Source organism: Trinickia terrae (assembly GCF_005144415.1).
Taxonomy (GTDB): domain Bacteria; phylum Pseudomonadota; class Gammaproteobacteria; order Burkholderiales; family Burkholderiaceae; genus Trinickia_A; species Trinickia_A terrae.
Map to the genome: position 1 here is coordinate 357,598 of NZ_SWJE01000003.1, position 12,950 is coordinate 370,547.

Sequence of the window (12,950 nt, forward strand, 5' to 3'; positions counted from 1 at the left end):
GTAGATGACAGCTGATGAGGTAAGGGCGGGCAGCGAGGTATTCGCGCTGCTCGACGATTGCGACTCGACCGCCGCCGTGCGGTCGAGTCGTTTGTACACGGGCTTTGTACGCGAGCACGTGTGCAGCGGCAGCGCGCGGCTCGACGAAGTCTGCGCCGCCGCCGAAGGCGACGCGCGCCACGGCCTGCATGCAGCCGTGCTCGCCGACTATGAGTTCGGCCGTAACCTGTCGTTGTCGAAGGAAGGCGGCTTCGCAAGCTCGCAAAAAATGCAGCCAGGCAATGCCTCGCTGCATTTTTTGATGTTCTCGCGCTGCGATAAGCTGTCGCGCGACGAAGCCGATGCTTGGCTTGCGGGTCTTGACGGCGGTACGCAGGAACCGTCGGTGGCCGGGGCGATGAACGTTACGCAGAGCGTCACCGAAGACGAGTTCGCTGCCGCGATCGCCGCCGTCCACGAGGCGCTGCGCGAGGGCGAGTCCTATCAGGTCAACTACACCTACCGGCTGGCGTTCGACGTCTTCGGCTCGCCGTTCGCGCTGTACCGGCGCCTGCGTCGGCGCCAGCCGGTGCGCTACGGCGCGCTGATCGCACGGCCCGGCGGCGCATGGGTCGTGTCGTGCTCGCCCGAGCTGTTTGTTGAGAAGGCCGGTGCGCGTCTGCGCGCGCGGCCGATGAAGGGGACGGCTGCGCGCGCGCCCGATCCCGCCGACGATGCGCGCGCCGCGGACTTTCTCGCAAACGATCCCAAGAACCGCGCCGAGAACGTGATGATCGTCGACCTGCTGCGCAACGATCTGTCGCGGATTTCGAAGACAGGGTCCGTGAGCGTGCCGGCGCTGTTTTCCATCGAGCCTTATCCGTCGGTGTGGCAGATGACCTCGACCGTCGAGGCCGACGCGCACGACGGCGTCACGTTCGCTGATGTGTTGGGTGCGCTCTTTCCTTGCGGCTCGATCACGGGCGCGCCGAAGTACCGGACGATGCAGTTGATCGACGCGATCGAGACGACGCCGCGCGGCCTCTACACAGGGGCGATCGGCTGGCTGGACGCGCCGCCGTTGGAGGATGCTTCGACCGATCATGGCCCGGCTTGCGGCGACTTCTGCATGTCGGTCGCCATCCGGACGCTGGAACTTGCGGCGCCGTCGGCTCAAGGGCTGCGGCGCGGGACGATGGGCGTAGGCGGCGGCGTCGTGCTCGACAGCGTGGCCGCCGATGAATACACGGAGTGCCGCTTGAAAGCCAGCTTCCTGACGGGCGCCGATCCCGGCCTGCAACTATTCGAAACGATGCATGCGAGCCGCGAGGCGGGTGTGCGCCACCTCGATTTGCATCTGGATCGGCTCGGCGCGAGCTCGCACCAACTCGGCTTTGCATTCGACGAGGCTGGTTTGCGCGAGCGCATTGCCGAGCGTTGCGCGCAGTTGCCTGCCGGCGTCGACCACCGGTTTCGCCTGGCGCTGGCGAAGTCGGGCCATGTCGAGATCGTCGCGGCGCCGCTTGTGCCGCTTTCCAGTGATGTGGCCGGCGTGGCGCTGGCGCCGGAGCATGGTTTCGCACCGACGCAGGCGACCGATCCGCTGCTCCGGCACAAGACCACGCACCGCGCGGAATATGACCGAGGCTGGCGCGAAGCCGAGGCGCACGGCGGCTTCGACATGCTGTTTTTCAACGAGCGCGGCGAGTTGACCGAAGGCGGCCGGTCGAATGTGTTCGTGAAGCTGGACGGGCGCTGGTGGACGCCACCGCTGTCGTCAGGTGTGCTGCCGGGGGTGATGCGCCGGGTGCTGCTGGCCGATGCCGGTTTTCAAGCGGGCGAGCGGGTGCTCGTTCAGGCGGATCTGTTCGATGCCGAAGCGTTGATGGTATGCAACGCGCTGCGCGGAGCGCTGCCTGCGCGGCTGATGCGGAAATAGTCGGGCAACAATTTCTGGCGTTGCGTCAGGCGACGCGCTCGGCGCGAAGACGCAGCATCCACCCGGCGATGCGCACGAGGAGCGTACGAAAACGGTTCGGGGTGGTGGCGGTGGCGTCTTTGCGAAGTTGCGCGACGTCTGTCAGGCAAAAAGGGCTCTCTGATTTCCGGCCGTCCGGCCGAGGTCAGAACGTATGTTCCGGCCCCGGGAACGAGCCGTCCTTCACCGCGCGCACATAAGCCTCGACAGCCGCGAAGATGCTCGGCTGTCCCTGCATGAAATCCTTCACGAAGCGCGGCCGCTTGCCGGGGAAGATCCCGAGCATGTCGTGCAGCACCAGCACCTGGCCCGAGCATTCGAGGCCCGCGCCGATGCCGATCGTCGGAACGCGCAGTTGCTTCGTCACGTCGGTGGCGACGAGCGTCGGGACGGCTTCCATGAGCACCATCTGGGCGCCTGCGTTCTGCATCGCGAGCGCGTCGCGCATCAGCTGGTTCGCGCCGGCTTCCGTCTTGCCCTGCACCTTGAACCCGCCGAACGCATGTACCGATTGTGGCGTGAGGCCGACGTGCGCACACACCGGCACCGAGCGCTCCACGAGAAAGCGCACCGTGTCGGCGAGCCATTCGCCGCCTTCGAGCTTCACCATCTGCGCGCCCGCGCGCATCAGCTTGACGGAGCTCGCGAACGCCTCGGCCGGCGTGCCGTAGGTGCCGAACGGGAGGTCCGCGGCGATCAGCGCGCGCGGCTGGGCCCGCGCGACGCAGGCGGTGTGGTAGGCGATGTCGTCGAGCGAGACGGGCAGCGTTGTCGTCTGGCCTTGCAGCACGTTGCCGAGCGAGTCGCCGATCAAGAGGACGTCGACGCCCGCGCGATCGAGCAGCGACGCGAAGCTCGCGTCGTAGCAGGTGAGCATCGCGATCTTTTCGCCGGCATCGCGCATGGTTTGCAGTTTCGGCACCGTAATGGCCTGCCGGCTCGTTTCCTGCAAATAGGTCATGGGAAGTTCCGTTTTGAAGAAAGAGGAGGGCCCCGCCGCTGTTACAGCGACGTGCCTTTGACGAAGAATTCCTTGCGCCCGCGCATTGTCTCGATGCGTTCGACCAGTAGCGCAAGATCTTCCGCCGATTCGAGCGGATTCAGGTGTTCAGCGTTGACGGTCAGCACAGGGGCGCCGTCGTAGTGGTAGAAGAACTCGTTGTACGCATTGCAGAGCGCGCGCAGGTAAGCGTCGGAGATCTGCAGCTCCGACGGCCGCGCGCGCTTCTGGATGCGCGCGAACAAGACTTCCGGGCTCGCCTGCAGATAGACGACGAGATCCGGCTGCGGCGCCGCGGCGGTGTCGATACGCGCCGCGAGCGCGCGATACAGCTGCCATTCGTCGTCCGGCAGCGTGAGGCGCGCGAAGATGTCGTTTTTTTGCGCGATGAAATCGGCGACGAGCGGGATGCCGGCTGCGCGCGCAGCGATCACCTGTTGCGCTTCCTGTGCGCGCTGCAGCGCGAATTGCAACTGCGTGGCGAGCGCGTAGCGCGCGGAGTCGCGATAGAAGCGTTCGAGGAAGGGGTTGTCGTCAGGACGCTCGAGGAGCATCTGCATCGACCAGCGTTCACCGAGCAGGCGCGCGAACGAGGTCTTGCCGACGCCGATCGGGCCTTCGACCGCGATGTACGGATACGGCGGACGCAAGTGCGGCGCGGTGACGGTGAGCGGCGGCGAGCTCGTCATCGGCAGCCACCGCCTTTCTCGGCCTTGGCCGGCGCGTTGCCGCCGCGCAGCGCTTCGAGCAGGCACTGGCAGGGGCTCTTCACCTTCTCGATGCGCTGGCCAACGACTGCGGGAAGGAACGCATCGGCGCGGCCCAGCCGGGGAATCTCGAGCGCCGGATCGATTTCGACGAGCGGCACCAGCGCGAATGCGCGCTCGGTGAGACGCGGGTGCGGCACGATCAGGTCGGGCTCCTCGATGCACGCTTCGCCGAACAGCAGGATGTCGATGTCGAGCGTGCGGGGCGCGTTGCGAAAGGGACGCTCGCGGCCGAAGTGGTGCTCGACCTTGTGGCACAGCGCGAGCAGGTGGTGCGCGCCGAGCGAAGTCTCGAGCTTCACGGCGAGGTTGTAATAGTCGTCGCCGCCCGCGTCGATCGGGGCAGTGCGATAGAGGCTCGATTTTTCGAGCACGGTGATGGTGTGCTGCTGGGCGAGGCACACCACCGCGTCTTTCAAGGTCTGGCGCGCGTCCCCGAGATTCGCGCCGAGGCCGAGATAAGCAACCGTCATGGCATAGCTTCCTGCGAAATTCGTCCGACAGCGTCGGTTCGACACGGTCTGTCAGACACGGTCGGTCAGACAGCGAGTGCGGCGGCCGTCTCAGTCTTCGTGCTCGCCGCCTTGGCTCACGTCGCTCGACTGCCTGCTTGCCGACTCGCCCCCCTCCATCCGCTCGCCCGGCTTGCGGTTTTTAGCGCCACTGCTGCGCCGCCGTCGTTTTCTAGGCGTCCGGTCCCTGCCGCCTTGCGAAAGCAATGCTTCGCGCGCGGCGGCGTCTGCGTCGATGAATTCTGTCCACCACTGCCCGATCGACGAGTCCAACTCGCCGGATTCGCAGCGCAACAGGAGGAAATCATACCCCGCTCTAAATCTTTGGTGTTCCAGGAGCTTCAGCGCGCTGCGGCCCGAGCGCTTCTCGAGACGCAGCTGCAGGCCCCAGATCTCGCGCATGTCAGCCGAGTAGCGCTTGTGGATCGCGAGCTTTTCGGTCTGCATGTCGAGCACGTCGTCCATCGCGCGATGCAGCGCGGGCACCGGAAACTCGCCGTTGGCTTCGTATTGCTGCCAGCGCTGCTGCATGTCGTGCCACAGGAGTGTCGCGAACAGGAAGCCCGGCGAGACGGGCTTGCCCGCGCGCACGCGTTCGTCCGTGTTGTTGAGCGCGAGCGTGATGAACCGCTCGCCGTGCGGCTGTTCGAGCACGACGTCGAGGAGCGGCAGGAGCCCGTGGTGCAGGCCTTCCTTGCGCAATTGCTTCAAGCACGCGAGCGCGTGGCCCGAGAGCAGCAGCTTCAGCATCTCGTCGAAGAGACGCGCGGCCGGCACGTTGTTGACGAGGTCGGCGAGCTTCTTGATCGGTGCGCGCGTCGCGTCCTCGATCTCGAAGCCGAGCTTCGCCGCGAAGCGCACGACGCGCAGCATCCGCACCGGGTCTTCGCGGAAGCGCGTCGCCGGGTCGCCGATCATCCGCAGCGTGCGCGCGCGCACGTCCGCGAGACCGTTGTGGTAGTCGAGCACGGTCTGCGTCGCAGGGTCGTAGTACATCGCGTTGATCGTGAAGTCGCGGCGCGTGGCGTCTTCATGCTGCTCGCCCCAGACGTTGTCGCGCAGCACCCGGCCGCTCGCGTCGACCGCGTGCGTGCGGCGGTCGAGCTCGTCGCGCTTCAGGCGCTTCGGCGCAGGCGTGTCAGCGGGAGGCGGATCGACCAGAGCCCGGAACGTCGAGACTTCGATGATCTCCTGCCCGAACTGCACGTGCACGATCGTGAAGCGCCGGCCGATCAGGCGCGCGCGGCGAAAGAGGCGCTGCACCTCGTCGGGCGTGGCGTCGGTCGCGACGTCGAAATCCTTCGGCGCGATGCCGAGCAGCAGGTCGCGCACCGCGCCGCCGACGATGAACGCCCGGTGCCCCGCCTGCTGCAGCGTCTCGGTGACGCGCACGGCGTTGCGGGAGATCAGCTCGGGGTCGATGCCGTGGATGTCGGCTGACAGGATCACGGGCGCGTCTGGATCGCGCGCGCCGGCGCGCGCGGTTTTGGCGGCGCTTTTCGTCGTCTTGCGGCGCTGCTTGGCGACTTCTTCGGTGCGCGTGTCGGGCGTGGCGCCGGTGTCGGCGTCAGCTTCGTTGTCGGCCACCGGTTCCTGTCCGAACAGCTTGCGGATGAGTTTTTTGATCACGACGGTTCAAAGAGATCGAGGATGCGCCAGCCCTTCGCCTGGGCGTGGGCGCGCAGCGTGGCGTCGGGATTGGTCGCGATCGGGTCGGTGACTTTTTCGAGCAGCGGGATGTCGTTGTGCGAATCGCTGTAGAAATAGCTGCGCTCGAAATCGCTCCAGGTCTTGCCGAGCGAGGCAAGCCACGCTTCGGTACGCACGATCTTGCCTTCGCGGTAGCTCGGCGTGCCGGTGCCGCGGCCCGTGAATTGGGAGTGCGGATGGCCGTCGACGGTCTCCACTTCGCATGCGATCAGCGCTTTCACGCCGAATGCGGTGGCGATCGGCCGCGTGATGAACTCGTTGGTCGCGGTGACGATGCAGCAGAGGTCGCCGTCGTCCTGGTGGCCGCGCACGAGCTCGAGCGCCGCCGGGATCATGGCGGGCTTGATGACTTCGTGCATGAACTGCTCGTGCCATTGCGCCAACTGCGCGCGCGAATATTTCGCGAGCGGCGTGAGCATCGCGGTCAGGTAGGCATGAATGTCGAGCTTGCCGGCTTTGTAGTCGGCGAAGAAGCGGTCGTTTTCATGCGCAAAGCTTTCGGCGTCGACGATGCCGAGCTTCACCATGAAGCGGCCCCATTCGTGGTCACTGTCGGTGGGGATCAGCGTGTGATCCAGGTCAAAAAGGGCGAGATTCGTCATGAGGGCGCATTTTACTTGAAGCGGGTCATTTGAACCGCGCGGGGTGCTCGCCGGACTCGGGCGCGCCGGCGGCAACCGGGACGGCCGCCGCGTCCGGCGAGGCGAGCATCGTGCGCAGCAGCGGCAGCGTGACGGCGCGTTTCTGTTCGAGCGAGAAGCGGTCGAGCGCGTCGAGCAGCGCCATCAGGCTCGGCATGTCGCGGCGGAAATGCGTGAGCAGGTAAGCCGGGACGTCGTCGGCGAGCGCGATCCCGCGTTCCTTTGCCGCGTGCTTGAGCACGGCGGCCTTGCCGTCGTCGGGCAGCGGCGCGAGGTGGAACACGAGGCCCCAGCCGAGGCGCGTGCGCAGATCTTCGCGCACGGCGAGCGCGATCGGCGCGGCGTTGCCGGTGGCGACGAGCGCGCTAGTCGGGTGCGCGCGCACTTCGTTGAAGAGATTGAAGAGCGCGATCTGCTGGGCGCTCGAGAGCCGGTCGCAATCGTCGACCGTATAGAGCGAGACGCGCGGGTCGAACGAGAACGCCGCGAGCGCGCTTTGCGGGCTCAGGAAGCGCGCCTGGCGCGGCGCTGTTTCGTGCACGAGCGCGTGCAGCAAGTGGCTGCGCCCGCAGCCGGGGTCGCCCCAGATGTAGAACGTGCGGTCGGCGAGCGGACCGGCGGCCAGCGCCGCGTCGAGCTCGCGCAGGCGCGTCACCAGCTCGGCGTTGGCGCCGGCGAAGAAATTGTCGAAGGTCGACGGCGGCGGGGTGCCGAGATCGAGCGTCAGTTGACGTTGGACAGTCACGATGGAAACGAAGTCGGTCAGTTCTTGTAGAGCGTGCTTGCCAGATAGCCGCGCTTCAATTCGCGCAGCGCCGTCGAGATGATTGCGCTCACCGGCAGCGCGAGCAGCACGCCGAAGAAGCCGAACAGCTGGCCGAAGGCGAGCAGGGCGAAGATCACGGCGAGCGGATGCAGGCCGATGCGCTCGCCGACGAGCCGCGGCGTCAGGAAGAACCCCTCGAGGATCTGGCCGACGCCGTACACGATCGCGACCGCGCCGAAGCCGTACCAGTCGCCGAATTGCAACAGCGCCGCGAGGAGCGCGAGCGCGAGGCCGGTCGCAAAGCCGATGTACGGGATGAACACGGCGAGCCCCGTGAACACGCCGACGGGCAGTGCGATCTCGAAGCCCGCGATCGTGAGCCCGATCGCGTAATAGGCGGCGAGCACGGCCATCACGAGCAATTGGCCGCGCAGGTATTGCGAGAGCACCTGGTCCATTTCGCGGGCAAGCTGCAGCGTCTTGTCGAGCCAGCGGCGCGGGATGAAGGTCTCGATGCGCGTGATCATGCTGTGCCAGTCGTAGAGCAGATAGAACAGCACGAGCGGCACCATCACGACGTTGCCGATCACGGTGATCATTACGTTGCCGCTCGTGCGGAGCGACTTCCATGCGGTGAGCGCGACCGTCTGCGCGCTGCCTTCGAGCTGGCTCGTGAGCATGTCGCGCACGCTCGCGAAGTCGAGCGAATCGCCAAGGCCGAGGAACACGAGCTTGGGCTGGACCCAGGCGTTCAGCTTTGCGATGAAGACGGGAATCTGCTGCTTGAGCTGTGGGCCTTCCTTCTGAATCACGGCGAGCACGAGCAGCACGAGCACCGTGATCATGCACGCGAAGACCAGCATCATGATCAGCGCCCCGAGGCCGCGCGGCACGCGGTGGCGCTGCAGCCAGTCGACGCCCGGCTGCAGCATGTAGGCGAGGATCGCGCCGAGCAGGAACGGTGTGAGGACCGGGCTCAGCACCCAGAGCAGAATGCCGATCCCGAGCGCGACGGCGAACCAGAAGAAGGCCTGGCGCTGGTACGGCGTAATGAGGGGAGAGTTCAGCGACAAGTGTTTTTCCCAATGTGGTGGGAGTAAGTGCCAAAGCGCCAACTGCGGATCGGCAGCTTTGCATGGGACCACAGTAAGCGCTGAAGCGCTAACTGTGGATCGGCATCAGGTAAAATCGCATTTTACCGACCTTCTCGCCCTTCCCCCATGAATCAACCGAAATCCGCCCCCGATGGGCAATCCCAAGGCCTGTCGTATCGCGACGCGGGCGTGGACATCGACGCGGGCGACGCGCTCGTCGACGCGATCAAGCCCTTTGCCAAGAAAACCCTGCGTGACGGCGTGCTCGGCGGCATCGGCGGGTTCGGCGCGCTGTTCGAGGTGCCGAAGAAATACCGCGAGCCGGTGCTCGTGTCGGGCACCGACGGCGTCGGCACGAAGCTCAAGCTCGCGTTTCATCTGAACAAGCACGACACGGTCGGCCAGGATCTCGTCGCGATGAGCGTCAACGACATCCTCGTGCAAGGCGCCGAGCCGCTGTTCTTCCTCGACTACTTCGCATGCGGCAAGCTCGATGTCGGCACGGCGGCCACGGTCGTGAAGGGCATCGCGCAAGGCTGCGAGCTGGCGGGCTGCGCGCTGATCGGTGGCGAGACCGCCGAGATGCCGGGCATGTATCCCGACGGCGAATACGATCTCGCGGGCTTCGCGGTGGGCGCGGTCGAGAAGAGCAAGATCATCGACGGCAGCACGATCGGCGCAGGCGACGTGGTGCTCGGTCTCGCTTCGAGCGGCATCCATTCGAACGGCTTCTCGCTCGTGCGCAAGATCATCGAGCGCGCGAACCCGGACCTGTCGGCCGATTTCCACGGCCGCTCGCTTGCCGACACGCTGATGGCGCCGACGCGCATCTACGTGAAGCCGCTCCTCGCCCTGATGCAGAGCATCGCCGTGAAGGGGATGGCGCACATCACGGGTGGCGGGCTCGTCGAGAACATTCCGCGCGTGCTGCGCGAAGGCCTTACGGCGGAGCTCGACAAGAACGCGTGGCCGTTGCCGCCGCTTTTCGCGTGGCTGCAGCAGCACGGCGGCGTCGCCGATGCGGAAATGCACCGCGTGTTCAATTGCGGGATCGGCATGGCGGTGATCGTCGCGGCGGCCGATGCCGACGAGGCGGTGCGCCAATTGACGGCTGCCGGCGAGCAAGTCTGGAAGATCGGCACGGTGCGTGCGAGCGGCGAAGGCGAGGCGCAGACGGTGGTGGTCTGAGGCCGATGAGCGCGCGCGGCGACGTGCGCGCTGCTTAGGCTTTTCGAGCGCAGTATGGGAAACGGCGCCTGGAAGCTCCGAGAGGAGCGGCCAGGCGCCGTTTCCGTTTGTGGCGTTTTTTAGGCGGCGAGCACCCGCTCGATTGCCTCGAGTGCCCGTTGGGTCGCATCGCCCGCGCAGCAGTCGACGACGATTCGCGCCGGCATTGCCCGCAGCCACGTCAACTGCCGCTTGCAGAGCTGGCGCGTGGCGAACACGCCTTTGTCGCGCATCGTCGGGTAGTCGGTGACGCCGTCGAGGTATTCCCAGGCCTGCCGGTAGCCGACGCAGCGCATCGACGGCAAGCCCAGGTGCAGGTCGCCGCGCAAGCGCAGGCGTTTCACTTCGTCGATGAAACCGGCTGCGAGCATCGCATCGAAGCGCTGCGCGATGCGCTCGTGCAGCACGCTGCGCTCGGAAGGCTCGAGCGCGATCGGCACGAAGCGGTAGGGCGTCTGCGCTTCGCGCGCGGGCGAAGCGAGCAGCGTCGACATCGCCGCGCCCGTCAGCATGAACACTTCCAGCGCCCGCTGGATGCGCTGCGAATCGTTCGGCGCGAGCCGCGCGGCCGTCGCCGGATCGACGCGCGCGAGGCGCGCGTGCAACGCGGGCCAGCCGTCGCGGGCGGCGTCGGCGTCGAGCTCGGCGCGCACGTTGGCGTTCGCGGGCGGCAAGTCGTTCAGGCCCTGCGTCAGCGCCTTGTAATAGAGCATCGTGCCGCCCACCAGCAGCGGCTCGTTGCCGCGCGCGAGGATTTCGCCGGTAAGGCGCAGCGCGTCGGCGCGGAAATCGGCGGCGGAGTAGCTGGCGGCGGGGTCGATGATGTCGATCAGGTGATGTGGGGCGACCGCGCGCTCGGCGAGCGTAGGCTTGGCGGTCCCGATGTCCATCTCGCGGTAGACGAGCGCCGAGTCGACGCTCACGATCTCCACCGGCCGCCGCGCCGCGAACGCGAGCGCGGCGGCGGTCTTGCCGGAGGCCGTCGGGCCGAGCAGACAGGCGATCGGGCGCGGTTTGGCGGGTGTCGAGCTCACGTGGTCCACGCGCTTACTGCCCGCGCATGAAGAGGCGGTCGAGGTCCGAGAGCGTCAACTGGTACCAGGTCGGACGCCCGTGGTTGCATTGGTCCGCGCGCTCGGTCGCTTCCATCTGGCGCAAGAGCGCGTTCATCTCGTCGAGCGTCAGGCGCCGGTTCGCGCGCACCGCGTGGTGGCAGGCGAGCGTGCCGAGCAGCTCGTGCTGGCGCTCGGTCAACACGCGCGAGCCGCCGTAGGCGTGCAGGTCGGCGAGCACCGCGCGCGCGAGCGCCTGCAGGTCGGCGTCCTTCAGCAGCGCGGGCACGGCGCGGATCGCGAGCGTCGTCGGCGACAGCACGGCGAGGTCGAAGCCGAGTGCGTCGAGCGTCGCGCGTTCCTCTTCGACGACGCCGATCTCGACGGCGTCCGCCTGCATCGAGACGGGGATCAAAAGCGGCTGGACCGCGATCGAGCGATCGGCGAGCGCGGTCTTGAACTGCTCGTAGAGGATGCGCTCGTGGGCTGCGTGCATGTCGACGATCACGAGGCCGCGCGCGTTCTGCGCGAGCACGTAGATGCCGTGGATCTGGCCGAGCGCGAAGCCGAGCGGGTGGTCGTCGCTTGCCGCGAACGAGGGAGCGCTGGCGTATGGCGTGCTCGCGGGCGCAGCAGCGCCGGCGCCTTCCGCGATTCCACCTGACGGCATGGCGGGTTCGGCAGCGGGGTCGCGCGCTTCGTAAGCCGTCGTCGCCCCTTGCGCCGTGCCCGCGCCAACGTCCTTGCGGCCGAACAGCGCGTCGTAGAGCGCAAGCGGCTGCGCGACTGGCAGCGTGCCTTGCGTCATGCGCGACTGCCGCAGCCAGGTGCTGCCGGGCTCGCCGCCGTGGCCGATGTTGCCGGTGCCGCCGCTTCCTCCGACGGCTCCGCCAGCGCCCGCCGCCGCCCCCAGCGGCGTCGACCCGGACGAAGCCGGCCTCACCGGCTCGATATGCGCAGCATGGCCGCCCGCCGTGGTATCCGGCGACGCGCCCGCGTGCCGCGCGAGCGCGCGCTGCACCGCGTGGAAGACGAACTGGTGGATCGAGCGCGAGTCGCGAAAGCGCACCTCGATCTTCGACGGATGCACGTTCACGTCGACCGCCTCGGGCGGCAGGTCGAGGAACAGCACGTAGGACGGAAAGCGCTCGCCGTGCAGCACGTCCTCGTAAGCGGCGCGCACCGCGTGCGTCAGCAGCTTGTCGCGCACGAAGCGGCCGTTGACGAAGAAATACTGCTGATCGGCGCGGCCGCGGCTCGCGGTCGGCAGGCCGGCGCAGCCGTAGACGGCGAGCGGTCCGGCCGCTTCCTCGAGCGGCAGGTGCGCAGTGGCGAACGTCTCGCCGAGGATCTTCGCGACGCGCGTGGCCGGATCGCTCGCGTTCCAGTGCTCGACTGCGCGTCCGTTGTGCAGCACCGAGATCGCCACGTCCGGGCGCGCCAGCGCCGAGCGGCGGATCATCTCGAGGCAATGGCCGAGCTCGGTCTGCTCGCTTTTCAGGAATTTGCGGCGCGCAGGCGTGTTGAAGTACAGCTCGCGCACTTCGATCGTCGTGCCCGTGGTGCCCGCGGCGGGCGTCAGGTCGCCGGTCTGCGCGTCGATGCGCGTGGCGTGCGGGGCGTCGGCGGTGCGGCTCGTGATGGCCATCTCCGCCACCGACGCGATCGACGCCAGCGCCTCGCCGCGAAACCCGAGCGTCGCGACCGATTCGAGCTCGGCGAGCGAGCGGATCTTGCTGGTGGCGTGCCGCATCAGCGCGAGCGGCAGCTCGGCGGAGGGGATGCCGCAGCCATCGTCGGCGATCGAGATGCGCTTGACGCCGCCTTCGTCGAGCACGATGCGCAGCGTCTTGGCGCCGGCGTCGAGCGCGTTTTCGAGCAATTCCTTGACGACCGACGCCGGCCGCTCGACGACTTCGCCGGCGGCGATCTGGCTGATCAACTGGTCGGGAAGCGGTTGAATGGCGCGGAGCGGGCGCGGGGAGAGCGCCGCTGAAGCAGGCGCGGAGAGGTTCGGCTCGGCATTTCCCGCGGAGACTTCCTTCGGGGCGCTGGCCGGCTGCGGTTCGGTGAATTCGGACATTGCGGAATTATAGCGATTCGCAGTTATGGGCCCGGCAGGCGCTGGCGGCTCGTTCAAGTTCCATTTTTGAGAAATATGCAGGGCACTTTCGGTATCATGGCGCGGTCAATTCGCTGGCGTCGTTCGGGCCCGCCGACGCCC

The 12,950-nt window shown here is 67.3% G+C and carries 11 protein-coding genes; 2 read left to right on the forward strand and 9 right to left on the reverse strand.

What is annotated here, in order from left to right; all coding sequences use genetic code 11:
* The first annotated feature begins 4 nt into the window (after positions 1–4).
* Positions 5–1,918, forward strand: coding sequence for an aminodeoxychorismate synthase component I (pabB, locus tag FAZ69_RS06890; protein WP_136893202.1), 1,914 nt, complete (start codon positions 5–7; stop codon positions 1,916–1,918).
* Positions 1,919–2,102: 184 nt separating this feature from the next.
* Here the strand turns inward: pabB and panB are convergent, their stop codons facing one another.
* From panB to FAZ69_RS06925, 7 genes are all read right to left on the reverse strand, one after another.
* Entirely contained in the window at positions 2,103–2,918 is an 816-nt protein-coding gene (panB, locus tag FAZ69_RS06895) for a 3-methyl-2-oxobutanoate hydroxymethyltransferase (protein WP_136893203.1), read from the reverse strand.
* A gap of 41 nt (positions 2,919–2,959) precedes the next feature.
* Positions 2,960–3,646 (reverse strand): deoxynucleoside kinase, encoded by a 687-nt coding sequence (locus tag FAZ69_RS06900; RefSeq protein WP_136893204.1) that lies wholly within the window; start codon positions 3,644–3,646, stop codon positions 2,960–2,962.
* On the reverse strand, positions 3,643–4,197 hold the full coding sequence (gene folK / locus FAZ69_RS06905) for a 2-amino-4-hydroxy-6-hydroxymethyldihydropteridine diphosphokinase (protein WP_136893205.1): 555 nt from the start codon (positions 4,195–4,197) through the stop codon (positions 3,643–3,645). Before folK ends, FAZ69_RS06900 begins: the two co-directional genes overlap by 4 nt.
* Positions 4,198–4,287: 90 nt before the next feature.
* Complete coding sequence (gene pcnB, locus FAZ69_RS06910) at positions 4,288–5,865, reverse strand: polynucleotide adenylyltransferase PcnB (RefSeq protein ID WP_136893206.1); 1,578 nt, start codon at positions 5,863–5,865, stop codon at positions 4,288–4,290.
* Entirely contained in the window at positions 5,862–6,548 is a 687-nt protein-coding gene (locus tag FAZ69_RS06915; RefSeq protein ID WP_136893207.1) for a histidinol-phosphatase, read from the reverse strand. Before FAZ69_RS06915 ends, pcnB begins: the two co-directional genes overlap by 4 nt.
* A gap of 25 nt (positions 6,549–6,573) precedes the next feature.
* Entirely contained in the window at positions 6,574–7,332 is a 759-nt protein-coding gene (gene hda, locus FAZ69_RS06920; RefSeq protein WP_136893208.1) for a DnaA regulatory inactivator Hda, read from the reverse strand.
* Between the two features lie 17 nt (positions 7,333–7,349).
* Positions 7,350–8,426, reverse strand: coding sequence for an AI-2E family transporter (locus tag FAZ69_RS06925; protein WP_136893209.1), 1,077 nt, complete (start codon positions 8,424–8,426; stop codon positions 7,350–7,352).
* A gap of 147 nt (positions 8,427–8,573) precedes the next feature.
* Here FAZ69_RS06925 and purM point away from each other — a divergent pair, with 147 nt between their 5' ends.
* Positions 8,574–9,635 carry a phosphoribosylformylglycinamidine cyclo-ligase gene (gene purM, locus FAZ69_RS06930; RefSeq protein WP_136893210.1) on the forward strand — a complete coding sequence of 354 codons (1,062 nt, stop codon included), beginning with the start codon at positions 8,574–8,576 and terminating at the stop codon, positions 9,633–9,635.
* 119 nt (positions 9,636–9,754) lie between these two features.
* On the opposite strand, the gene miaA is transcribed toward purM, so the two are convergent.
* Positions 9,755–10,708 (reverse strand): tRNA (adenosine(37)-N6)-dimethylallyltransferase MiaA, encoded by a 954-nt coding sequence (gene miaA / locus FAZ69_RS06935; RefSeq protein ID WP_136893211.1) that lies wholly within the window; start codon positions 10,706–10,708, stop codon positions 9,755–9,757.
* 13 nt (positions 10,709–10,721) lie between these two features.
* Positions 10,722–12,809 (reverse strand): DNA mismatch repair endonuclease MutL, encoded by a 2,088-nt coding sequence (mutL, locus tag FAZ69_RS06940; RefSeq protein ID WP_136893212.1) that lies wholly within the window; start codon positions 12,807–12,809, stop codon positions 10,722–10,724.
* Positions 12,810–12,950: the final 141 nt, after the last annotated feature.